At 57.7% G+C, this 23885-nt stretch carries 21 protein-coding genes; all 21 read left to right on the top strand.

Going from position 1 to position 23885, the window contains the following annotated elements:
* The first annotated feature begins 65 nt into the window (after positions 1 to 65).
* The 21 genes from uvrA (at position 66) to tyrS (ending at position 23369) form a co-directional block, all read left to right on the top strand.
* Entirely contained in the window at positions 66 to 2906 is a 2841-nt protein-coding gene (gene uvrA / locus QP915_RS00105) for an excinuclease ABC subunit UvrA (protein WP_284766183.1), read from the top strand.
* Positions 2907 to 2913: 7 nt separating this feature from the next.
* Positions 2914 to 3762 carry a serine hydrolase gene (locus tag QP915_RS00100; protein WP_284767351.1) on the top strand — a complete coding sequence of 283 codons (849 nt, stop codon included), beginning with the start codon at positions 2914 to 2916 and terminating at the stop codon, positions 3760 to 3762.
* 270 nt (positions 3763 to 4032) lie between these two features.
* Positions 4033 to 4554, top strand: a complete 522-nt coding sequence (gene infC, locus QP915_RS00095) for a translation initiation factor IF-3 (RefSeq protein WP_080970442.1) — start codon at positions 4033 to 4035, stop codon at positions 4552 to 4554.
* A gap of 36 nt (positions 4555 to 4590) precedes the next feature.
* Positions 4591 to 4785, top strand: a complete 195-nt coding sequence (gene rpmI / locus QP915_RS00090; protein WP_005323265.1) for a 50S ribosomal protein L35 — start codon at positions 4591 to 4593, stop codon at positions 4783 to 4785.
* Between the two features lie 55 nt (positions 4786 to 4840).
* A complete protein-coding gene (gene rplT, locus QP915_RS00085) occupies positions 4841 to 5224 on the top strand; it encodes a 50S ribosomal protein L20 (protein WP_005323264.1) in 384 nt (127 codons plus the stop codon).
* 151 nt (positions 5225 to 5375) lie between these two features.
* Entirely contained in the window at positions 5376 to 5828 is a 453-nt protein-coding gene (locus QP915_RS00080; RefSeq protein ID WP_239279287.1) for a TM2 domain-containing protein, read from the top strand.
* Positions 5829 to 5936: 108 nt separating this feature from the next.
* Positions 5937 to 6740 (top strand): TrmH family RNA methyltransferase, encoded by an 804-nt coding sequence (locus QP915_RS00075; RefSeq protein WP_239279288.1) that lies wholly within the window; start codon positions 5937 to 5939, stop codon positions 6738 to 6740.
* 103 nt (positions 6741 to 6843) lie between these two features.
* A complete protein-coding gene (gene pheS, locus QP915_RS00070) occupies positions 6844 to 7890 on the top strand; it encodes a phenylalanine--tRNA ligase subunit alpha (RefSeq protein ID WP_284767350.1) in 1047 nt (348 codons plus the stop codon).
* Between the two features lie 24 nt (positions 7891 to 7914).
* Complete coding sequence (gene pheT / locus QP915_RS00065) at positions 7915 to 10428, top strand: phenylalanine--tRNA ligase subunit beta (protein ID WP_284767349.1); 2514 nt, start codon at positions 7915 to 7917, stop codon at positions 10426 to 10428.
* Positions 10429 to 10574: 146 nt separating this feature from the next.
* Positions 10575 to 11618 (top strand): N-acetyl-gamma-glutamyl-phosphate reductase, encoded by a 1044-nt coding sequence (argC, locus tag QP915_RS00060; protein WP_284767348.1) that lies wholly within the window; start codon positions 10575 to 10577, stop codon positions 11616 to 11618.
* 15 nt (positions 11619 to 11633) lie between these two features.
* Positions 11634 to 12803, top strand: coding sequence for a bifunctional glutamate N-acetyltransferase/amino-acid acetyltransferase ArgJ (argJ, locus tag QP915_RS00055; RefSeq protein ID WP_284767347.1), 1170 nt, complete (start codon positions 11634 to 11636; stop codon positions 12801 to 12803).
* A 13-nt stretch (positions 12804 to 12816) separates the two neighbouring features.
* The gene (gene argB / locus QP915_RS00050) at positions 12817 to 13752 is read left to right on the top strand and encodes an acetylglutamate kinase (protein ID WP_284767346.1); all 936 of its coding nucleotides are present in this window, start codon (positions 12817 to 12819) and stop codon (positions 13750 to 13752) included.
* Positions 13749 to 14927, top strand: coding sequence for an acetylornithine transaminase (locus QP915_RS00045; RefSeq protein ID WP_284767345.1), 1179 nt, complete (start codon positions 13749 to 13751; stop codon positions 14925 to 14927). The genes argB and QP915_RS00045 overlap by 4 nt, the downstream gene beginning before the upstream one ends.
* A complete protein-coding gene (argF, locus tag QP915_RS00040) occupies positions 14924 to 15844 on the top strand; it encodes an ornithine carbamoyltransferase (RefSeq protein ID WP_284767344.1) in 921 nt (306 codons plus the stop codon). The genes QP915_RS00045 and argF overlap by 4 nt, the downstream gene beginning before the upstream one ends.
* 3 nt (positions 15845 to 15847) lie before the next feature.
* Positions 15848 to 16330, top strand: coding sequence for an arginine repressor (locus tag QP915_RS00035; protein WP_005323257.1), 483 nt, complete (start codon positions 15848 to 15850; stop codon positions 16328 to 16330).
* Positions 16331 to 16411: 81 nt separating this feature from the next.
* A complete protein-coding gene (locus tag QP915_RS00030; protein WP_284767343.1) occupies positions 16412 to 17632 on the top strand; it encodes an argininosuccinate synthase in 1221 nt (406 codons plus the stop codon).
* A gap of 6 nt (positions 17633 to 17638) precedes the next feature.
* Positions 17639 to 19069, top strand: a complete 1431-nt coding sequence (argH, locus tag QP915_RS00025) for an argininosuccinate lyase (RefSeq protein WP_284767342.1) — start codon at positions 17639 to 17641, stop codon at positions 19067 to 19069.
* Positions 19070 to 19288: 219 nt separating this feature from the next.
* Positions 19289 to 20806, top strand: a complete 1518-nt coding sequence (locus QP915_RS00020) for an amino acid permease (protein ID WP_284767341.1) — start codon at positions 19289 to 19291, stop codon at positions 20804 to 20806.
* A gap of 12 nt (positions 20807 to 20818) precedes the next feature.
* Entirely contained in the window at positions 20819 to 21856 is a 1038-nt protein-coding gene (gene ocd / locus QP915_RS00015; RefSeq protein ID WP_005323253.1) for an ornithine cyclodeaminase, read from the top strand.
* A gap of 56 nt (positions 21857 to 21912) precedes the next feature.
* On the top strand, positions 21913 to 22086 hold the full coding sequence (locus QP915_RS00010; protein WP_005323252.1) for a Trm112 family protein: 174 nt from the start codon (positions 21913 to 21915) through the stop codon (positions 22084 to 22086).
* A 23-nt stretch (positions 22087 to 22109) separates the two neighbouring features.
* Complete coding sequence (tyrS, locus tag QP915_RS00005) at positions 22110 to 23369, top strand: tyrosine--tRNA ligase (RefSeq protein ID WP_284767340.1); 1260 nt, start codon at positions 22110 to 22112, stop codon at positions 23367 to 23369.
* The last annotated feature ends 516 nt before the right edge of the window (positions 23370 to 23885 follow it).

The raw sequence follows: 23885 nt of genomic DNA, 5'->3' as shown, positions 1-23885 counted from the left end.
GTGTCCTAGCCTACGGGTACATTCGAGGGAAGATTGCAATCCCTAGTACTGGAGGTCTGAGCACAGTGGCTGATCGTTTGGTGGTGCGCGGTGCCCGCGAGCACAACCTCAAGGGCGTGGATATCGATATCCCCCGCGATAAAATGGTAGTTTTTACCGGCCTATCCGGCTCCGGTAAATCTTCACTGGCCTTTGACACCATCTTCGCTGAAGGCCAGCGCCGCTACGTGGAATCCTTGAGCTCTTATGCCCGCATGTTCTTAGGGCAGATGGATAAGCCCAACGTGGAATTTATTGATGGCCTGTCACCCGCGGTGTCCATTGATCAAAAATCCACCAACCATAATCCACGTTCTACGGTGGGCACGATCACGGAGATCTACGACTACCTGCGCTTGCTCTTTTCCCGTGCTGGTACGCCGCACTGCCCAAAGTGCGATGCGGTGATTGAGCGCCAAACGCCGCAGCAGATTGTGGATGCGGTGCTGGAACTAGAAGAAAAGCTGAAATTCCAGGTCCTTGCACCGGTAGTGCGAAAGCGCAAGGGCGAGTTTGTGGATCTATTTCAAGATCTGTCGGCTCAGGGTTATTCCCGCGTGCGAGTGGATGGAGAGACCCATCAGCTCAGCGATCCTCCCAAGCTCAAGAAGCAGATCAAGCACAATATTGAAGTAGTGGTTGACCGCCTGCAGGTCAAAGCCTCGCAGAAGCAACGCTTAACGGATTCGGTGGAAACGGCTCTGCGCCTAGCGGATGGCCTGGTCACCATCGAGTTTGTGGATAGGGAAGAGCTCACCCACACGTACTCGGAGAAGGCCGCCTGCCCTAATGGCCACACGTTGACCATTGAAGAGTATGAACCCCGTGCCTTTTCCTTCAATGCCCCGTTTGGTTCTTGCCCGGTGTGTGATGGTTTGGGTACCAAGCTGGAAGTCGATGTTGACCTGCTTATCCCGGATCCGGATGCGCCGGCGGTTGATGCGATTCAGCCGTGGCACTCCTCTCCCAACTCCCGCTACTTTGTCAAGCTAGTGGAGGGTCTGGGTAAGGCAATGGGCTTTGACCCTAAGACCCCAGTGAGTGAATTGACCAAGGAACAGCGCCATGCACTCGTCTATGGCACGGATGAGGAGGTGCAGGTTCGATACAAGAACCGCTACGGGCGGCAGCGCAATTGGACCGCGCCGTTTGAGGGTGCGACCGGTTTCATTCACCGCAAGTTGGAAACGACCGATTCGCAGTCCCAAAAGGATCGCCTGCTGCAATACACCCGCCGCGTGCCATGTAGCACCTGTAAGGGCACCCGCCTGAAGCCGGAGATCTTGGCCGTCCGCCTGGCTTCTACTACTCACGGTGAGCAGTCCATTGCGGGTCTATGTGCGCTTTCGATTGAAGACGCCTCCGAATTCTTGGACTCCTTGGTGCTGGGGCACCGCGAGGAAATCATTGCCGGTGCGGTACTCAAGGAAACCCAGGCCCGGCTGCGCTTCCTTCTGGACGTCGGTCTGAATTACCTGACCCTGGATCGCGGCGCGTCCACGCTTTCGGGCGGCGAGGCACAGCGTATTCGCCTAGCCACGCAGATTGGTTCCGGTTTGGCCGGCGTACTTTATGTGCTCGATGAGCCTTCCATTGGTTTGCACCAACGCGATAACCAGCGCCTTATTAAGACGCTGCAGCGTCTGCGAGATATTGGCAACACCCTCATCGTGGTTGAACATGATGAAGACACAATCCGGGAGTCCGATTGGCTCGTCGATGTGGGCCCGCGTGCCGGTGAATACGGTGGCGAGGTGGTCTACCAAGGCGAGCCGGCGGGAATTGAAAAGGTAGAGCAATCACTTACTGGCCAGTATCTTTCTGGCAAAAAGGTGCTTGCCGTACCGGATCATCGCCGCGAAATCGACAAGGACCGTACCCTGAAAGTCGTGGGTGCACGCGAGAATAACCTCAAGGGCATAAACGTCGAAATCCCGCTGGGAGTGCTGGCGTGCATTACCGGCGTTTCCGGCTCGGGTAAATCCACCGTGGTCAATGAGATTTTGGCCAAGACCTTGGCCAATAAGCTCAACCGTGCCCGCCAGGTCCCCGGCCGTGCCAAGCGAGTCGAGGGCGTGGAGCACCTTGATAAGCTGGTCCAGGTAGACCAGAGCCCGATTGGGCGTACCCCGCGTTCCAACCCGGCTACCTATACGGGCGTCTTTGACAAGATCCGTAACCTTTTTGCCGAAACCCAGGAGGCCAAGGTTCGCGGCTACAAGGCCGGCCGCTTCTCCTTCAACGTCAAGGGTGGACGCTGCGAGGCATGTCAAGGCGATGGCACCATCAAGATCGAAATGAACTTCCTGCCGGACGTGTATGTCCCATGTGAGGTGTGTGAGGGCGCTCGCTATAACCGCGAGACCCTGGAAGTGCACTACAAGGGAAAGAACATCGCCGAGGTTCTTGACATGCCAATTTCTGAGGCAGCGGACTTCTTCGAGCCCATCAACTCGATTCACCGCTACCTTGCCACGCTTGTCGACGTCGGCTTGGGCTACGTTCGCCTCGGCCAAGCCGCTACCACGCTTTCGGGCGGTGAGGCGCAACGCGTTAAGCTCGCCTCGGAACTGCAAAAGCGCACCAACGGTAGGACCATCTACATCTTGGACGAGCCGACCACTGGTCTGCACTTTGAAGACATCCGCAAGCTGATGTTGGTTATCCAAGGCCTCGTTGACAAGGGCAATTCGGTGCTCATCATTGAGCACAACCTCGATGTCATTAAGGCTGCGGACTGGATTGTAGATATGGGGCCGGAAGGCGGCGCCGGCGGCGGCACCGTCGTCGCGCAGGGCACCCCGGAAGATGTTGCGCAGGTGGAAGGCTCCTATACCGGAAGGTACCTAAAGGACATGTTGAAGTAGGGACACTGTGAATAGTTACCGCCTCGGCGCCAGCCTGTTGGCAGCGCTCACCCTGTTTACGGTGAGCGCCTGCTCCGGCGATCCTGAAACTGAGAACGTCCCAGCGCCGTCGACGAGCTCTCCGCTGCCCGACCCAGACTCAGTGCGCACTCAGCTTGACCGTGCAGTAGACAAGACCGCAAGGAAGTACCACGCCAAGGTTGGGGTTGCTATTTCGGCCGGCGATGACACCATTGCTGTGGGCGATAAGGGCAAGGGCCCTGTCTGGTCAACCATCAAGGTGCCAATCGCCATCGCGGCGCTGAAAGACGGCGCGGACAAAAGCCTGGTTGACTTGGCAATCAAGGAATCAGATAACGATGCCGCCTATTCCTTGTGGTCCCAAGTGCAATGGCATGAAGGCTCCGCTGATAAGGCAGTAGAGGAATTGCTCGAAGACTATGGATCGCACGCGGATATCCATGACACCGCCTTCGGCTACTCCACGTGGTCATTGAAAGACCAAGCAGTCTTCGGTGCTGAATTGCCCTGCATTGAGGAGGCGGACTACGTCCACAAGGTGCTCAAAGACATTGTGGCTTGGCAGAAAATTGGTCTGTCGAAAGAGAAGCGAACCCGCGCCAAGAGCGGCTGGGGCTTGGATGAGGACGACAATGAGTACACCTACCGCCAATTTGGCGTCCACGAGGTGGCCGGCAAGCGCATCGGTGTCGCGTTATCTGTGGTTACCGATGGCGAGGACTATCCCAAAGCCGAACCTGCAGTAAAGGACCTTGCACATCAGCTGGTCGACATTGTTGATGCTGAGGTAGAGAAGGGAAACATTGAGCCAGCAGCCCAATGCAAGGATCGCTAGGCGAGTTGCGATTTGGTGGAAAGGGTAGAAACTGCTATCCTCAAAGCCACTACCGCCCATGACGCCTTTTCAAGGTTCGTGGGTCACAAGCGGAGTCTCTCCCACCCGATGCCGCGAACATGTTTCGTAGGATAAAGGTAAAGGTAACCAAGCACTTGTGCTTGGCACTGTGAGAACTCCCGGCTGTCTTTGGCAGACCGGGTTTGATTCGTTTGTGGTCCCGGTAGGTGAACTACTTACTCATACACCCCCTAATCGAGGAGAACCACAATCAGCGCTGAAGCTCGCATCAATGAGCGTATCCGAGTACCCGAGGTCCGTTTGGTAGGCCCCGGTGGTGAACAGGTGGGCATCGTCCGTACCGATGATGCTCGCAAGCTTGCGTACGAGGCTGACCTTGACTTGGTTGAGGTAGCCCCGAAGGCAAAGCCCCCAGTGGCCAAGATCATGGACTACGGCAAGTTCAAGTACGAGCAGGCTCAGAAGGCTCGCGAAGCCCGTAAGAACCAGCAGCAGACCGTGGTTAAGGAACAGAAGTTCCGCCCGAAGATTGATGATCACGATTATGAGACCAAGAAGGGTAACGTAGTTCGCTTCCTCGAGAAGGGATCCAAGGTCAAGGTGACCATCATGTTCCGTGGTCGTGAGCAATCGCGTCCGGAGCTGGGTTTCCGCCTCTTGGAGCGTTTGGCCGATGACGTCGCTGAAGTTGGCGTTGTTGAGTCCCGCCCCAAGCAGGATGGTCGCAATATGACCATGGTTTTGGGTCCGGTTCGCAAGGGCAAGAAGTAGACCAGATTCCACGTAGGATTTAAGGACTTAATACTCATGAAGCAGAAGACCCACAAGGGCACCGCAAAGCGTATCAAGGTGACCGGTTCCGGCAAGCTGCGCCGTGAGCAGGCTGGCCGCCGCCACCTGCTGGAGGGCAAGCCGTCCAAGCGTACCCGTCGCCTGAAGGGCACCGAGGCAGTCGCACAGCCTGACACCAAGCGCGTCAAGCGCCTGCTCGGCCGCGCATAATAGCGCCGAATCAACCCACATCCGCCATCACAATCTGAATTAAGGAAGTATCACTGTGGCACGAGTAAAGCGCTCAGTTAACGCAAAGAAGAAGCGTCGCGCGATTCTGAAGTCCGCTAAGGGCTACCGCGGCCAGCGTTCCCGCCTGTACCGTAAGGCGAAGGAGCAGTGGCTGCACTCCATGACTTACGCTTACCGCGATCGTCGCGCTCGTAAGTCTGAGTTCCGTAAGCTGTGGATCCAGCGCATCAACGCTGCTGCCCGCATGAACGACATCACTTACAACCGTCTCATCCACGGCCTGCGCCTGGCTGAGATCGAGGTGGACCGCAAGATCCTGGCTGAGCTTGCTGTCAATGACTTCGAGGCATTCTCCGCACTGTGCGAGGCTGCTAAGGCTGCCCTGCCTGAGGACGTTAACGCTCCTAAGGCTGCCTAGTTACTAGGAATACAACGCCCGTTTCTCCGGCTTATGTGCCGGGCGAAGCGGGCTTTGTTCGTTTTGCATCTATCTGTCCAGTGAGCTCGGACTCGCATGTTACATTGAGTCCAGACCCCGAGTGACCCCGAGACTGAGGAGCAGATTTCCTGTGACAAACCCGAATGGCGGCTACCAGCCAGAAAACGGCGAGTATTCTGGCCAGTCCTATGACAACAACCAGGGCCAGCAGTACAACCCCTATAACCAGCAGGCCGGTTACCAGCCGCAATACAACCAAGGCTATGCACCACAACCGAATATGGGTTCCTATCCGGTGCAGCAGCAGTATGTGGCGCAGGGACAGCAAAAGTCTTGGATCGCTACTTTGCTTCTGTGCTTCTTCTTGGGCTCCTTTGGCGCGCATAACTTCTATACCGGCCGCACGACCTTCGGCGTAGCGCAGCTGGTGCTTAATATCCTGGGCTGGGCTACTTTCTGGTTTTTGCTCGGATTCGCGTTTTGGGCCATCGTCGGAATCTGGGTCTTCATTGAGTTCATCATGATCATTGCCGGCGCCGGTGATTACGATAAGGACGCCCGCGGCGTGCCACTAGCTAAGTAGCACCGAACATTGTGATCCTGTTGCCCTACCGGCAACAGGATTTTTTGTTTTGCCTACGCAGCTGGGGCTGAGTCTGGGGCGAGGCAACTAGTAGGTAGGGTAGGAGCCATGAATTTGGATTTTGACTCTGCCTTTACTGAACGCACTCCGCGCATTGTTAACGCAGCCAAGCTGCACCGCGCGGCTAACCGGAAAAAGGCGAAGCAATTCCTGATTGAGGGAGAAAATGCCGTAGATGCCGCAGTGTCTACTGGCGCTGCTGTCGATGTTTTCGTCACTGAAAAGGCAGCAGAGCGCTTCGGTGACATTATTACCGCGTGTGGATACATGGGGGTCTACGTACATCCCATCACCGATAGGGCGGCTAAGCATTTATCTGATACCGCCACCACCACGGGGCTTTTCGCGCTATGCAAGCCAGTGCTGTGGTCCGCGGGTAAAATCCTTAACGGCAAGCCAAGTTTGGTTTCTGTTCCCGTGCTCACCTCGGAGCCGGGCAATGCAGGCACGTTGATTAGAACTTCCGACGCCATGGGCGCGGATGGAGTAATTTTTGCGGGCGAGACGGTCGATCCGCTCAGCTGCAAGGTAGCGCGCGCTTCAGCCGGTTCGCTCTTTCATGTCCCGGTAGCGCGGGATCCCAATATCAAAGACGTTTTGGGGCAGCTGCGTAAATCGGGCATGCAGATTGTGGCGACGGCCGCCGATGGGGAAGTAGACCTCGCAGAGGCAGATCTATCACAGCCAACGGCGTGGCTTTTTGGCAACGAGGCCCATGGGTTGGGGGAGCTATTGGAAGAAGCCGACATGCGGGTGCGTATTCCGCTACGCGGGCGCGCAGAGTCACTCAACCTAGCGACCGCCGCAAGTATCTGTCTCTATGAGTCAGCAAAGGCCCAAGAGCACAGCTAAGCAGAACCCCGAATGAAAAGGGGGTCCCTGGGGCGGTTGGACTAGCCGGGACAGAGTAAGATTGCACGCGTTAGTTTTCGCGCGAGAAGAAGGTACGAAGTACGTGTCCGATACACCGCAGATCGAATTGACCGAAGAGGCTCTCGGGGCCGCGGCCGATAAGGCTATCGCAGCCTTCGACGCAGCCGAAACGCTCGATGAGCTTGCTGCAGCCCGCCGCGAGCACCTAGGAGATGGCGGCTATATTCCGCAGGCGCGCCAGTCTTTGGGGCAGTTGCCCAAGGATCAGCGCAAGAGCGCTGGCAAGGCTGTCAACATGGCCCGCGGGAAGATGGAAAAGCGCTTTGCCCAGGTTAAGGACGTCTTGGAGCAGAAGGCTCGCGAAGAGCAATTGCGAGCAGAGACCGTAGATGTCACGATCCCTACCACCCGCACTCAGAATGGTGCCCTTCACCCGATTACCGCATTGTCGGAACGCATTGCGGATATTTTCGTCGGCATGGGCTGGGAAATCGCGGATGGCCCCGAGGTTGAGGCGGAGTACTTTAACTTCGACGCCCTGAACTTTAAGCCCGATCACCCAGCACGTACCCTGCAGGATACGTTCCACGTCTCCGGCGAGGGCTCTAAGCAGGTGCTACGCACGCACACCTCTCCGGTACAGGTGCGCACGATGCTGGAGCGCGATGTGCCGCTGTATATCGCTTGCCCAGGTCGCGTATTCCGCACCGATGAACTGGATGCCACCCATACCCCGGTTTTCCACCAGGTAGAGGGTTTGGCGGTGGATAAGGGCCTGACCATGGCTCACCTGCGCGGCACCCTTGAGCACTTGGCCAAGGTGCTGTTCGGCCCGGAGACCACGACGCGCATGCGCGTGAATTACTTCCCGTTCACTGAGCCCTCTGCCGAGGTTGATGTGTGGTTCCCTAATAAGAAGGGCGGGGCCGGCTGGATCGAGTGGGGCGGCTGCGGCATGGTGAATCCCAATGTGCTGCGCGCCGTAGGCGTTGACCCAGAGGAATACACGGGCTTTGCCTTCGGTATGGGCCTCGAGCGCACGCTGCAGTTCCGCAATGGCTTGACCGATATGCGCGACATGGTCGAAGGCGATGTCCGCTTCACCCTGCCGTTTGGCGTGCAGGCTTAAAACCCAGAAAGGATAGACACACTAATGCTTATTTCCCAAGACTGGGTCACCCGCATCCTGGGCGCTAAGAATCCTGGTTGGAATGTTTCCGCTGCCGATATGGACTCCGGATTCGTGCGCGTCGGTTTTGAAACCGAAGGTTATGCTGCCGTTCCGGAGAGCACCGGTCCGCTGGTCATCGGCCAGGTGGTAGAGATCGAGGAACTTACGCAGTTCAAAAAGCCCATCCGCTACTGCCAGGTCAACGTGGGCCAGGCTAATGGTACGGGCGAGCTGCAGGGAATCATTTGCGGTGCCCGCAACTTCCGCCTGAATGACTATGTCGTCGTAGCTCTTCCTGGATCGGAACTGCCAGGTGGCTTCAAAATTGCGGCTCGCGAGACCTACGACCACATCTCCAATGGCATGCTATGCTCCGGCGCTGAGCTCGGTCTAGGTGCACAAGCGAACGGCATCATCGTCTTGGGCGATGACGTCGCCGATAAGGTGGGCGAGGACGCTCGCCCGATTATTGGGCTGCACGATACCGACTTTGACGTCAACATCACCCCGGATCGCGGCTACGCCCTGTCCGCGCGCGGTTTGAGTCGTGAGATTGCCTCGGCTTTCGATCTGGAATTTGCCGATATTGCCGAGGAGCCGTCGGTTGCTGGCATTGATACCTCTGCTGTTCCGGAGGCGCAGGGCTCGCTTATCGACGTCACTCTAGACCCCGCGACCAAGGCGCAGCGTTTCGGCCTGCGCAAGGTCTCTGGCATCGACCCGCAGGCGCGCACCCCGTTCTGGCTGGAGCGCGAGCTCATGCTCTGCGGCCAGCGCAGCGTGAACCTGCCCACGGACATTACTAACTATGTGATGTTGCTTTTGGGTGCCCCGATGCATGCATTTGACGCCAACGTTATCCAAGGAAATCTCGTTGTCCGTAATGCGGACGAAGGCGAGAAGTTTGAGACCTTGGATCACGTAAAGCGTGAGCTTTCTGCAGAAGATGTGGTCATCTGCGATGACAACGGCATCCAGTCGCTGGCCGGTGTCATGGGCGGTACCACCTCCGAAATCTCCGCGGAGACCACTGATGTGGTCTTCGAATCCGCTATCTGGGATCCGATCACCGTGGCGCGCACCTCCCGCCGCCATAAGTTGTCGTCCGAGTCCTCCCGCCGCTTCGAGCGCGGCGTGGACCCTGCGATTGTCGAGGTCGCTCTAGACACCGCATGTGCGCTCTTGCAGCAGCTGGCGGGCGGCACCATTGAGGAAGGCCGGACGCTAATCGGGGACGTCGCCAAGCGCGAGCCTATTGCCCTGCGCACCGCAAAGGCCAGCGAGTATTCCGGCGTTGACTACTCCCGTGAGACCGTTATTTCCCGCCTTGAGGAAGTCGGCTGCACTGTCGCCGATGAGGGCGACATGCTGCAGGTAACGCCTGCATCGTGGCGCACCGATATCTCTATGGATGTTGACCTCATTGAGGAAGTCCTACGTCTTGAGGGCTTGGAGGACATTCCTACCGTCCTGCCTACTCCGGCCGGCGGTCGCGGTCTCACCCCAGCGCAGAAGCGTCGCCGCGCTATTGGTCACGGCTTGGCCTATGCCGGTTATGCAGAGGTATTGCCGGCCCCGTTCGTGGCGAACGACACCTTTGATGTGTGGGGCTTGGACAAGGATGATCCTCGCCGCCGCACCGTAGAGGTGCAGAATCCGCTTGAGGCAGATAAGGCCATCTTGTCCACGACTCTGCTCCCGAACATGCTGGAGGCCATCGGGCGCAATGTTGCTCGCGGCCGCAACGACCTTGCTCTGTACGGGCTGCAGCAGGTGGCGTTTAAGCGCGCTGAGGCATCGCCCATGCCTTCCGTAGAGCAACGACCTTCTGAGCAGGTTGTTTCCGAACTTCTGGATACCCTTCCTGAGCAACCGCTGCACGTTGCAACGGTGGCCACCGGCAATATTGAGCATGAGGGACCGTGGGGCGAGGGTCGCGCATATAGCTATGCCGACGCTATCGAATCCGCCCGCCAGGTCGCCCGCGCCGCCGGTGTGGATATCGAGTTGGAGGCAGCGCAGGCTCTTCCCTGGCATCCAGGCCGTTGTGCTGCCGTGAAGGTGGCTGGCACTGACATCGTTCTGGGCCATGCCGGTGAGCTTCACCCGCAGGTTTTGGAGGCGCTGAACCTGCCGGCGCGTACTTGCGCTATGGAGCTGGACGTTACCGCTATGCCATTGGAGGAAAAGTTCCCGGCGCCGGTACTGTCCTCCTTCCCAGCGTTGCACCAGGACATCGCGCTCGTGGTGGATGAAGACGTCCCAGCAGAGCGCGTGCGCGCCACCGTGGAAGAGGGGGCGGGCGAACTCATCGAGTCCGTTGAGCTCTTCGACATTTTCCGTGGCGAGCAGTTGGGGGAGGGCAAGAAGTCTTTGGCCTTCCAGCTTCTGTTCCGTGCAGCGGATCGCACGTTGACCGATGAGGAAGTCAACGAGCACCGCACAGCGGCAGCGGAGCTGGCTAAGCAGCGCTTGGGCGCAGTGATGCGCGCATAGCTTTCCCCACGGAGGGGCGGTGAGATTTAGCTCACCGCCCCTTTTTTCATACATTTTTTCATTCCTGGCGATGCAATTACCAGGGAGTTTTCCCGCTTTGCGTGAATAACATACGGGGGAGTGTATTTATTGCTATAGTCGCTCCTATGACGATTTCAGTAGCAATAGCAGGCGCCACCGGATACGCAGGAAGCGAGATTCTGCGCCTGCTGTTATCTCACCCGGCCTATCTTTGCGGCCGCCTGCGCATTGGTGCACTCACAGCGCATTCCACCGCTGGGAAGACGGTAGGTGAGCTCATGCCGCACTTGCCTCAGTTGGCGGGTCGCGTTATTGAAGAGACGACCGTTGAAAATCTCCGTGGGCATGATGTTGTCTTTTTCGGCCTACCGCACGGGTACTCTGCTGACATCGCCCAACAACTAGGCCAGCAGACCACCGTGATCGATTGTGCCGCCGATTTTCGCCTTCGTAGCAAGTCCGACTGGGATGCTTTCTACGGCGGCGACTATGCCGGAAGCTGGCCCTATGGAATTCCGGAGGTGCCCGGCAATAGAGAAGCGCTGCGGCGTGCTCACCGAATAGCAGTACCGGGATGTTTTCCTACGGCGGTCACGCTTGGGGTTCTGCCGGCCGTGGCGCACAAGCTCGTTGAGCCGAACCTTTCGGTCATTGCTATCACCGGAGTCTCTGGTGCCGGGAAGAAAGCTTCTGTAGCGCAGCTTGGCGCGGAGACCATGGGAAACCTCAAAGCATATAAGCCTGGCGGGACGCACCGACACACCCCAGAGATCCTGCAAAACCTGCAGCCTTTTGCCAAGGAGAAGCTCTCCGTTAGCTTTACACCGGTTCTCGCGCCCTTGCCCCGTGGGATTTTGGCGACGACTACGGCGGGGCTTAAAGGGGGCGTCGGCAAGCGTGACGTGGAGACAGCATTCCGCGACTTTTATGCCCAAGAGCCCTTTTGCCACGTCCTTCCCACCGGGCAGCAACCCGAAACCCAGAACGTCGTGGGCACCAACATGGTCCATATCCAAGCTCACGTGGACGAACGCGCCCGACGGCTCGTTGTCACATCAGCGCTAGACAACCTGTGCAAGGGAACGGCTGGCGCCGCGTTGCAATGCATGAACCTGGCACTTGGCTGGGATGAAACCTCGGGCCTGCCGCAAGCGGCCGTAGCCCCATAACACTAGGAGAATACAATGAGTACAGCTGGGATCACCGGCCCCGCCGGCTTTAGCACCGGCGCAGCTACAGCGGGGATTAAGCCCTCCGGCACGCCCGATATGGCTTTGGTGGTCAATAACGGACCTCGCTTCGACGCGGCGGCAGTCTTTACCCGTAACCGCGTGGTGGCCTCGCCGGTGAAACTCTCCCGCAAGGCGATCAGCGATGGTCAATTGGCTGCGGTCATCTTCAATTCTGGAAACGCCAATGCGTGCAATGGTGCGCAGGGCGACAAGGACGCCGCTGCGCTGGTAGCCGAGGTCGCTCACTCCCTGCGCCTTCCCGAGGGAGACATTGCCGCCTGTTCGACGGGACTTATCGGTGAGCCCATGCCAATGCACAAGGTGTTGGCTGGTGCGGCCGACGTAGTGAAGGGCCTTGGCACGAGTGCGGAACACGCACACGCGGCAGCCGCAGCCATTATGACCACCGATACCGTGACCAAAGAAGCCACCTATACTACGGACGGCTGGTCGGTGGGGGCCATGGGCAAGGGAGTAGGCATGATGGCTCCTTCTCTCGCAACAATGTTGGTATGCCTTACTACCGACGCCGCCGCGAGTGCTCCCGCACTCCACAGCGCCCTAGACAAGGCCGCAGCCAAGACTTTTAACACCCTCGACGTAGATGGGTCTACCTCCACCAATGACACGGTAATCCTCATGTCTTCTGGGGCATCGGGGATTACACCCAGCCAAGAAGACCTTGATGCGGCGGTGCTCGCGGTGTGCGCGGACATTGCGGACCAATTGCAAGCGGATGCGGAAGGCGTGACTAAGCGCGTCAAAATCACGGTAGAGGGCACGGCTACGGATAACCAGGCCCTCAATGCCGCGCGCACCTTGGGCCGCGACAACCTATTTAAGTGTGCCATGTTTGGTTCCGATCCTAATTGGGGACGTGTCCTCGCCGCTGTGGGAATGGCAGATGCAGAAATGGATCCGGACAACATCTCCGTCTATTTCAATGACCAGCCGGTCTGTCTAGCATCAACGGGCACGCCGGGGGCACGCGAGGTGGACCTGAGCGGCGCCGATATTGATGTTCGCGTGGATCTGGGCACGGGAGGCGCGGGGTCGGCATTCGTGCGCACGACGGATCTCTCCCATGCCTACGTGGAAATCAATTCGGCGTATAGCTCCTAGGGAGGAGATGAGAATGATTAGCGGACTTAGGGACCACGAGCGGGCCACTGTCTTGGCAGATGCACTGCCGTGGCTCCAGCACTATCGGGACACCATAGTGGTGGTGAAATATGGCGGAAATGCCATGGTGGATGAGGAGCTCAAGGCGGCCTTTGCGGCGGATATGGTCTTTTTGCGCACCGTCGGTGTCCATCCCGTGGTGGTCCACGGTGGCGGGCCACAGATCAACTCTATGCTGCAGAAGCTCGGCATTGAAGGGCAGTTTCGGGGCGGATTCCGCGTGACCTCGCCGGAAGTCATGGACGTTGTGCGCATGGTGCTGTTTGGGCAGGTGGGCCGCGGATTGGTCAACCTCATCAATTCCCATGGTCCTTATGCAGTGGGGACTTCGGGAGAAGATGCAGGACTATTTCGGGCTACGAAACGGCTGGTGGAGATCGATGGCGAACCTACCGATATTGGCATGGTCGGCGACATCGTAGAGGTCAACCCTGCAGCCGTCATGGATATTATCCAGGCCGGACGCATCCCTGTGGTCTCGACTATTGCACCGGGAGAGGATGGCGCTATTTATAACATCAACGCCGATAGTGCGGCTGGCGCCTTGGCCAGCGCGATTGGGGCTGAGCGATTAATCATCCTTACCAACGTAGAAGGGCTATATACGGACTGGCCGAACCGTGAGTCCTTGGTATCAAAGATTGAATGTGGCCGGCTATCCCATCTATTGCCGCACTTGGACTCCGGCATGATTCCCAAAATGGAGTCCTGCCTTAAGGCGGTAAAAGCTGGGGTATCGGCCGCCCACGTTATTGATGGCCGGATTGGTCACTCGGTGCTTTTAGAACTATTTACCCCTGGCGGCGTCGGAACCATGGTGCTGCCAGATGACTATGACAAACACGACTACCCCGAAGGGACCATCTTCAGGAAGGACGATGCAGCATGAACAAGCCACCCAGCTTGACCACACGGTGGTCGGAGACGATTGTAGATACCTACGGCACGCCACCGATAGGCCTCGTCTCCGGCCAAGGAGCAACGCTTACCGATGAGGAGGGGAAGAGCTATATCGACCTTCTCGCTGGGATTGCTGTCAACTCTTTGGGCTATGGCAATGAGCAGGTGGCGCAGGCAGTTTCGCACCAGGCCCGCACCTTGGTGCATACCTCGAACCTCTTTGCCACGCAGCCGGTGCTCGACGCCGGGGAGAAGTTGATTAGGCGGGTAGGGGATAGCGGTGCCCGCGTCTTCTTCTGCAACTCTGGCGCCGAAGCGAACGAGGCCGCATTTAAGCTTGCCCGCTTGACTGGCAGGCGCCGAATCCTCGCGGCGGAGCACGGCTTCCATGGCCGCACCATGGGTGCGCTTGCCCTGACCGGCCAGCCCGATAAGCAGCGCGCCTTCCACCCACTACCGGGCGGGGTCGAATTCTACCCGTTCGGGGACGCGAACTACCTGCGTCAGGTGGTAGAGCAAGATCCCACCGATACCGCGGCGATCATCCTTGAGCCCATTCAGGGAGAGACCGGCGTCATTCCGGCCCCTGCGGAATTCATGCAGAAGGTAAGCGAGCTGTGCGATGAATACGGCATCTTGCTCATCGTGGATGAAGTGCAGACGGGCGTGGGCCGTACGGGTACCTTTTTCGCCCACGAGGTAGAAGGCGTTCAACCGGATGTCATCACCATGGCAAAGGGTTTGGGCGCCGGAGTACCCATCGGTGCGACCATTGCCCGAGGTCGCGCCAAGGATTTGTTTAAACCTGGCTCCCATGGCACCACCTTTGGCGGAAACCCCGTGGCCTGTGCTGCAGCAAACATAGTACTTGACACCGTGGATGCGGACTTTCTTGCGGAAGTTACCCGTAAGGGTGACTATCTGCGGCAAGAGATTGAAAAATTGTCGCTTGTAGAACGCGTGCGCGGCCGCGGCTTGATGCTCGGCATTGTATTAGCAAAACCGGTGGCTAAGCAGGTCGTGCGCGATGGGTTTGCACAGGGGCTCATCCTCAACGCGCCCAGTGAGAATGTACTCCGCCTCACCCCACCCTTGGTTATTTCCCACGATGAACTAGACACAGCACTGACAACACTTCGGACGATAATGGAGGAACTGGCATGAGCCTGCGACACTTTCTGGCTGACGACGATCTCAGCCCACAAGAACAAGCAACCGTTTTGGATCTAGCTGAAAAGCTCAAGAAGGACCCCTTTGCGGAGCGCCCACTAGAGGGGCCTAAGACCGTGGCGGTGCTCTTTGATAAAACGTCTACCCGTACCCGCTTTTCCTTTGAAACCGCAGTAGCGAATATGGGCGGCAAGGGCATTACCGTCGATACTTCTACGACTCAGATGGGCAAGGGGGAGTCCTACCAAGACACGGCCGCGGTGCTTTCGCGGTACGTGGAGGCAATCGTGTGGCGCACCTTTGACCATGACAACCTCCTCCAGATGGCGGAGACTGCTACCGTTCCTCTGGTCAATGCGCTTTCCGACGACCTCCATCCCTGCCAGATTTTGGCTGACCTGCTGACCTGTCGAGAGAATCTGGGTGACCTCAAAGGCAAAAAGGCCGTCTACCTGGGCGATGGCGATAATAATATGGCTAACTCCTACATGATTGGTTTTGCCACGGCCGGCATGGACGTCTCTATTATCGCGCCCGAAGGATTCCAGCCGCGCCAGGAATTCGTCGACCGTGCGCGCAAGCGGGGCAACATCACCATTACTGATGACGTAGATGAAGTTGCAGGCGCAGATGTAGTCATCACAGATACTTGGATCTCTATGGGGCAGGAAAACGATGGCCGCGATAGGCGTACGCCGTTTCTGCCATATCAGGTTGATTCGACCATAATGAGCAAGGCGCATAAGGATGCAATATTCTTACATTGTTTGCCGGCGTACCGTGGAAATGAGGTCACGGCTGAGGTAATTGATGGACCACAGTCGCGCGTCTTTGATGAAGCGGAAAACCGCCTGCATGCACAGAAAGCGCTTCTTGTCTGGTTGCTCGAAATAAATAAGGAGACCAACTAAGTAATGAACACCCCGACCACCCGCAATGCTCGGCAGGCCAAGATCTTGGAGATTTTGGATCGCAATCGCGTCACCAGCCAGGTGCAACTATCCGAGCTTCTTCTCGCAGACGGCATCGACATCACGCAAGCCACTTTGTCCCGTGACTTGGATGAGTTGGGAGCGAAGAAGGTAAAGCGCGATGGTGGCCGTTCCTACTACGTGGTCGGCGGTGAGCTGGAGCAATTTGAAGACCAGGTGGGCGGCCCCCGTGAAAAGCTGCGCCGCATGCTCGATGAGCTCGTGGTTTCCCATGATTCTTCCGGCAATATAGCCATGCTGCGCACCCCAGCCGGTGCGGCCCAGTACCTTGCCAGCTTTATTGACAGGGTGGGGCTGCACGATGTCATCGGTTGCATCGCCGGCGATGACACCATCTTCGTCTTGGCGCGCGAGGGCGTCACGGGAGCAGATCTGGCAGTGACACTTACCACGCGGAATATTTAGACGGCGGTGGTGGCAATCCAGACCACCATCGTATATTATGTACTTAGATGAATTGTTTCCAATAGAACAAGGAGATTAACCATGTCCGCACGCGTAGTCTTGGCTTACTCTGGTGGCCTTGATACTTCCGTTGCCATCCCATACCTGGCAAAAATGACCGGCGGTGACGTAGTCGCCGTTTCCCTGGACTTGGGCCAGGGCGGCGAAGATATGGAATCGGTTCGCCAGCGTGCACTTGACTGCGGTGCCGTAGAGTCCATCGTTATCGACGCCAAGGATGAGTTTGCAGAGGAATACTGCGTTCCCACCATCAAGGCAAACGGCATGTACATGAAGCAGTACCCGCTGGTATCGGCTATTTCCCGCCCCCTCATTACCAAGCACTTGGTGAAAGCGGCCCAGGAATTCGGCGGAACCCACGTCTCCCACGGCTGCACCGGCAAGGGTAATGACCAGGTACGCTTCGAGGTTTCCTTCCGTGCCCAGGATCCTTCCCTCGAAATCATCGCCCCTGCACGCGATTATGCCTGGACCCGCGATAAGGCCATTGCCTTCGCGGAAGAGATTAACCTGCCGATTGAGCAGTCCGCTTCCTCGCCATTTTCCATCGATCAGAACCTGTGGGGCCGCGCGGTAGAGACCGGTTTTCTTGAGGATCTGTGGAACCCGCCAACAAAGGATCTCTACGCCTATACCGAGGACCCGGGCCTGGGTAATGCCCCGGATGAAATCATCATCTCCTTTGAGAAGGGCATCCCGGCGGCGGTCGATGGCCAGAAGATGTCCCCGCTGCAGATTATTGAAGAGGTCAACCGCCGCGCTGGTGCGCAGGGCATTGGCCGTCTGGATATGGTGGAGGACCGCTTGGTAGGCATTAAGTCCCGTGAGGTCTATGAGGCTCCAGGCGCTATGGTCCTCATCCAGGCCCACGAGGCGCTGGAGGATGTCACCGTGGAGCGCGAGTTGGCTCGCTACAAGCGCTTGACCGATGCCCGCTGGTCCGAGGAGGTCTATGATGGTCTCTGGCACTCGCCGCTGAAGCGTTCTCTGGATGCCTTCGTTGAGGAGTCCCAGGAAAACGTCACCGGTGATATTCGCCTGAGCATGCATGCCGGTACCGCCACAGTCACCGGCCGCCGTTCCGGCCAGTCGCTGTACTCCTTTGACTTGGCTACTTATGACACTGGCGATACCTTCGATCAGACCGCTGCTAAGGGCTTTGTGCAGCTACACGGCCTGTCCACCCAGATCTCCAACCAGCGCGACCGCGACGGCGGTTTCCCTACGAGCGCGCAGAAGTAGGAGCACATGGAACCGCATAAGACTAATGAGGGTGCCCTATGGGGCGGCCGCTTCTCGGGTGGTCCATCTGAGGCGATGTTTGCCCTCTCTGTATCTACTCACTTTGACTGGGTGCTGGCACCATATGACGTACTAGCCTCCAAGGCGCATGCCAAGGTGCTGCACAAAGCTGGCTTGCTTTCCGACGTCGACTTGGACACCATGCTCTCCGGTCTCACCGAGCTAGGGGAGAAAGTGGCCTCCGGTGAGTTCCGCCCAGCGCCCACGGACGAGGACGTCCACGGTGCGATGGAGCGCGGGCTCATCGAGATTGTGGGTCCAGAGGTAGGCGGTCGCCTGCGTGCCGGCCGTTCCCGTAATGACCAGGTCGCGACGCTGTTTCGCATGTGGGTGCGCGATGCCATTCGCGATACCGCGGCTCAGGTGAGCGACTTGGTGGATGCCTTGGCTGATCAGGCAGCAGCACATCCGGACGCCATTATGCCGGGCAAAACTCACTCGCAGGCGGCACAGCCAGTTCTTTTGGCGCATGAGCTACTGGGCCATGCGCAGCCACTTCTGCGCGATATTGAGCGTCTGCAGGACCTGGATAAGCGCTTGGCTGTATCGCCCTATGGTTCTGGCGCTCTAGCCGGTTCCTCCTTGCAGCTAGATCCGGAAGCCATTGCAGAGGAACTCGGCTTTGATACCGCCGCGGAGAACTCCTTGGATGGCACTGCGGCTCGTGACTTCGCCTCCGAGACGGCATTCGTCTTGGCGCAGATTGCCGTCGATATGTCCCGACTTTCGGAAGAAATTATCTACTGGTGTACGCCGGAATACGGCTACGTCACCCTGGATGATGCATGGTCGACCGGCTCGTCCATCATGCCGCAAAAGAAGAATCCGGACGTGCCGGAGCTTACCCGCGGCAAGACCGGCCGCCTTATTGGTAACCTCACCGGTCTCCTGTCCACGCTAAAGGCACAGCCGCTGGCCTATAACCGCGACCTGCAGGAAGATAAGGAACCCATCGTTGATTCGGTGGCGCAGCTTAACCTGCTGCTGCCGGCAATGACGGGGCTGGTGTCCACGCTGACTTTCCACGAGGACCGCATGCGCGAACTTGCCCCGCGCGGGTTCACGCTGGCTACCGACTTGGCCGAATGGATGGTCCGCCAAGGCGTTCCTTTCCGCGAGGCGCACGAAGCGTCCGGCGCCTGCGTGCGCCTCGCTGAGGAGCGGGGAGTTGACCTGGTGGAGCTCACCGATGAGGAATTGGCGGACGTCGACAAGCGGCTGAAGCCTAGCGTCCGTGAAGTACTCACTATCGACGGGGCAGTGGCCTCTCGTGCCACCAAGGGCGGCACCGCTGGTGTCCGCGTGGCTGAGCAGCGCGAGACTGTCCGTGAGCGTGCCGCGGCTGCTCGCGCGTGGGCGCAGAAGCCGCTGCGCTAATTCTCAGTGCGCTTTAAAAACCGCATGGTCTTTGGCCATGCGGTTCTTTTTTGTCTCGCTGCGGGGGTGGGAGATTGACCCCCATTCCCAACCCTTCAACTGCGTTGTTGAACACAATGGGGGTACCGGTGACATGGGTAACAGTGTGGTGCGTTAGTATTCTTGCAGGGAATGTGACCTAACAGACTCGTTCACCGTAATGAAAGGACGATCTCTCCTATGACAGTAAATTCTCCGCCGTCCCCAGATGGGCCACACGAGAATGAAAAGGCGGTCTACGCCTCGGAAGACCACGGCCTGCAAAAGGGAATGGGCAATCGCCAGTTACAGATGATCGCCATCGGTTCCGCAATCGGTACTGGCCTTCTCCTGGGCACCGGCAGCCGCCTGCAAGACGCGGGCCCCTTCCTCGCCGTGCTGTACCTCGTATGTGGCTTCTTTGGCTACATCATCTTGCGTTCACTTGGCGAGCTCATCGTCTATCGCCCCAGCTCCGGCTCATTCGTGTCTTATGCTCGCGAGTTTTATGGCGAGAAGACCGCTTTCGTCACCGGCTGGTTGTACTGGGGAAACTGGGCCATGACCCTTGTGGCGGATGGCACAGCCGTCGCCATCTACATAAAGTGGTTTAGTCAGTACACGTCGTGGCTCGACTCCGTCCCGCAGTGGACACTTGCGCTCGTGGTCATCTGCGGCATCCTCCTGTTCAATATGCTCTCGGTGAAGATCTTCGGCGAGCTGGAGTACTGGTTCTCCTTGATTAAGATCGTCGCGCTGCTCATCTTCATGTTTGTGGCCATCGGCGTCCTCATCTTTGGCCACCCGAGTGGCGACCCGACCGGCTTTAGCCTCATTTCTGATACCGGCGGCTGGCTGCCTAATGGCTTGATGCCTGCCGTGATCGTCATCCAGGGCGTCGTCTTCGCCTATGCCGGCATTGAGCTTGTCGGCACCACCTCCGGCGAGACCAAGAATGTAGAAAAGCACATTCCGCGTGCAGTCAACAACGTGCTGCTGCGCATCCTGATTTTCTACTTCGGTTCCGTGCTGCTGCTTACGCTCGTGCTGCCGTACACCAATTACGTCGCTGACGTATCGCCATTTGTGACCTTCTTTGAGTCCCTCGGTGTAGGTGCGGCGGCCCCGATTTTCCAGCTTGTCGTTATCACCGCTGCGATTTCCTCGCTCAACGCCGGCCTGTATTCCACCGGCCGCATTATGTACAACATGTCCACTTCCGGCTCCGGCCCGAAGTTTGGCGCTCGCATGTCAAAGTCTGGCGTGCCCTACGGAGGCATCGTCATGGCGGCCATGGTGGGCTTGGTAGGCGTCTTCCTCAACTATGTGGTGCCGGAGATGGCGTTTGAAATCGTGCTAAACCTGGCAGCCTTGGGTACATTGGCGTCCTGGGCAGCAGTTGCGCTCTCGCACCTCAAATTTGTGCGCCTGGCTAAGAGTGGAAGCTACACCCGACCGGGATACCGCTCGCCGTTTGGCGAAGGCGGAGACTGGGCAGTGCTCATCTTCATTGGCCTAGTCATTATCTTGATGGCCTTTGATTATCCAATCGGTACTTTTGCACTTGCGTCGACCCTGCTCCTCGTTCCGGTCTTTATGGCAATGTGGTACGCATGGCGCGACCGCATTCGCGCCATCGCGGAAGAGAAGAAGGCCAAGCACCTGCCAACCTCCAGCTTCCCGGCCGCACCGCAAACAGACCTTCACCCAAAGAAATAGAAAGGAACTTTTATGAACCACGCAGTTAAGTTCGTAGATGTAGAGAATATGGCGCGCTGGATTCAGCGCGAAGGCGTAGAAAACATCATTACCGGAATGGTGGACTACCTCGAGGCCGACTACCGCGAGTGGGAGCGCTTCGACAAGATTCCGCGCGTTGCCTCCCACACCCCGTTCGGCGTTATCGAGCTCATGCCTACCTCCAATGGCAAGGAGTACTCCTTCAAGTACGTCAACGGTCACCCCTCCAACCCGGCTCGCGGTTTCCAGACCGTCACTGCCTTTGGCGTGCTTGCCGACGTCGACAATGGTTACCCCACCTTCGAAGCCGAGATGACGCTGCTTACTGCCCTGCGTACCGCCGCGACGTCCGCCATGGTGGCAAAGCACTTGGCACGCAAGGATTCCAAGCGCATGGCCATGGTTGGAGCCGGCTCCCAGTCCGAGTTCCAGGCACTTGGCTTCCGCGGCGTTATGGGAATTGAGGACATCACCATCTATGACATCGATCCTGAGGCGGTAGAAAAGTTCAAGCGCAACTTGGAGCCACTGGGCTTTAATATCACTGCTTGCTCCAGCGTCGACGAGGCGGTTTTGGGTGCAGACATCATCACCACCTGTACCGCAGACAAGGCTCAAAACCAGATTCTGGCTGAGCGCCACGTCGCTCCAGGCGTCCACCTCAATGCCGTTGGCGGTGACTGCCCGGGCAAGACCGAGCTGGAGAGCTCCATCCTGGACAAGTCCAAGGTCTTCGTAGAGTTCCCAGAGCAGACCCGTATCGAAGGTGAAATCCAGCAGAAGCCGGAGGACTTCCCGGTTGTCGAGTTCTACCAGGTGCTCACTGGCCAGGCCACCGGCCGCGATGACGATGAGCAGATCACCCTCTTCGACGATGTCGGATTCGCCATCAACGACTTCTCCGCCCTGCGTTACCTGCGCGATTCCGTCAAGGGCACCGATTTGGAGTCCGAGATTGACATCATCGCCAACCCCGATGATCCCAAGGATCTCTTCTCCCTGGTTGCAAACGTTCCGTCCCTGCTCTAAGGCCAAAGTGGGGTAGGGGGATCCAACTTCTTCCTCTACCCGCTAAGATAAGACGCATGAGTCTTGACCCGAAGTTGCTAGAGGTCCTTGTCTGCCCGCAAGACAAGGGCCCTTTGACATATCTGGAAGATAAACAGGTTCTCGTCAACGAGCGGCTGGGTATTGCCTATCCCATTGAGGATGACATCCCAGTGATGCTTGTAGACCACGCCCAGAAATGGCCAGCTTAACCTCGACTCTCAGAAAGACTCCCATGAATATCATCGATGAACTGCAATGGCGTGGACTGATTAACCAGTCCACCGATCTTGAGGCCCTGCGCGAGGCATGCGAGAACCCCATCGCACTGTACTGCGGCTTCGACCCCACGGGTGACTCCCTCCATGCAGGCCACTTGGTTCCACTCATCATGCTGCGCCGCTTCCAAAACGCCGGCCACCACCCAATCGCACTGGCGGGTGGCGCAACTGGCTTCATCGGCGATCCGCGCGACGTCGGCGAGCGTTCGATGCTGAGTGAGGAAGACCTGGCCCATAACCTCGAAGCCATCAAGGGGCAGCTGCGTCGGTTCATCGATTTCGACGGCGAGCAGGCTGCCACCATGGTCAACAACGCCGATTGGACCATGAACATGTCCGTCATCGACTTTTTGCGTGACGTGGGTAAGAACTTCTCCCTAAACACGATGCTGGATCGCGATACCGTAAAGCGGCGCCTCGAGGGCGACGGCATTTCTTACACCGAGTTTTCCTACATGCTCTTGCAGTCCAATGACTTTGTGCAGCTCCGGCGCGAGCGCGATTGCGTATTGCAGATCGGCGGCGGCGATCAGTGGGGCAACATCGTCTCTGGCGTAGACCTTAACCGTCGTATCGATGGCACCAAGGTACATGGTCTTACGGTGCCGCTGGTTACCGACGCCTCCGGACAGAAGTTCGGCAAGTCTACTGGCGGCGGAAAGCTTTGGCTCGATCCGGAAAAGACTTCCGCATACTCCTGGTACCAGTACTTCCTCAATGCCGGTGATTCTGTAGTCATTGACTACCTGCGCTGGTTTACCTTCCTGACGCAGGAGGAAATTGCGGAATACGAGCGCGCGGTGGAAGAGGAGCCTTATAAGCGTGCGGCTCAGCGTCGCTTGGCTCAAGAGATGACCGATCTGGTTCACGGCGAACAGGCAACCAAGGCTGTCGAGCTTGCTGCTCAAGCACTATTCGGTAAGGCGGAACTTTCCGAGCTTGATGAAAAGACCCTTGCCGGTGCGCTTTCGGAAACCACTGTCGCGGAAATTGCCGCCGGCGAACCGCGCACCATTGTTGACCTACTGGTGGCCAGCGGTTTGGCCGATTCCAAGGGTGCTGCTCGCCGCACCATCAAGGAAGGCGGCGCCTACGTCAATAACCAGCGCATCGAATCGGCAGAGTGGGAGCCGTCTACCGACGACCTCCTGCATGGCAGCTGGCTCGTTCTGCGCCGAGGCAAGAAGAACTTCGCTGGCGCTAAGTTGAGCTAAGCAGCAATAGATGACGCCCATTCCACTCGTTGGAAGGGCGTCATTTTTCATTTTTGCATTCTGTCCTGCGGGTTTGTGTTGTGTGGTTGTGGTGGACTACATTTATCCAAGTCGCCGCGAGGTAGCCGGGAGGTTACTTCTTTGCGAATTTCGTGCGGACTTGGTTCGATGATTTGACAGGGTTCATTGAGTTGAGTAAGTTTGTACGAGCCGCCAACGAGAGGTTAACGGTAGGTTAATTTTTTGTGGTGCGCGGATGATGTTTGAGAACTCAATAGTGTGCCAATGTACTTTTTATTTTTTGTGTGCATGGTTGTGTGTTGATTGGTTTGTCTGCCAGCGGACTTAGTGGTTTGTTGGTTGGTGTGTGCCGGTTGGGTATGTGGAACACGTACTCATTTGAATGCTGTTTGGTGTTTCGGCTGCATTGAGATGGATTGGTTGGCATGTGATTGTGTTCAACTTTTTGGTTTCCTCTTTTTGACCCCGTCGGGTTGAGGGAACTGTTTATTTTTT

This window comes from Corynebacterium sp. MSK158, assembly GCF_030229085.1.
In the GTDB taxonomy this organism is placed as follows: domain Bacteria; phylum Actinomycetota; class Actinomycetes; order Mycobacteriales; family Mycobacteriaceae; genus Corynebacterium.
Note: the sequence above shows the minus strand (reverse complement) of the source record. Positions and strands in the feature narration are given on the sequence as shown.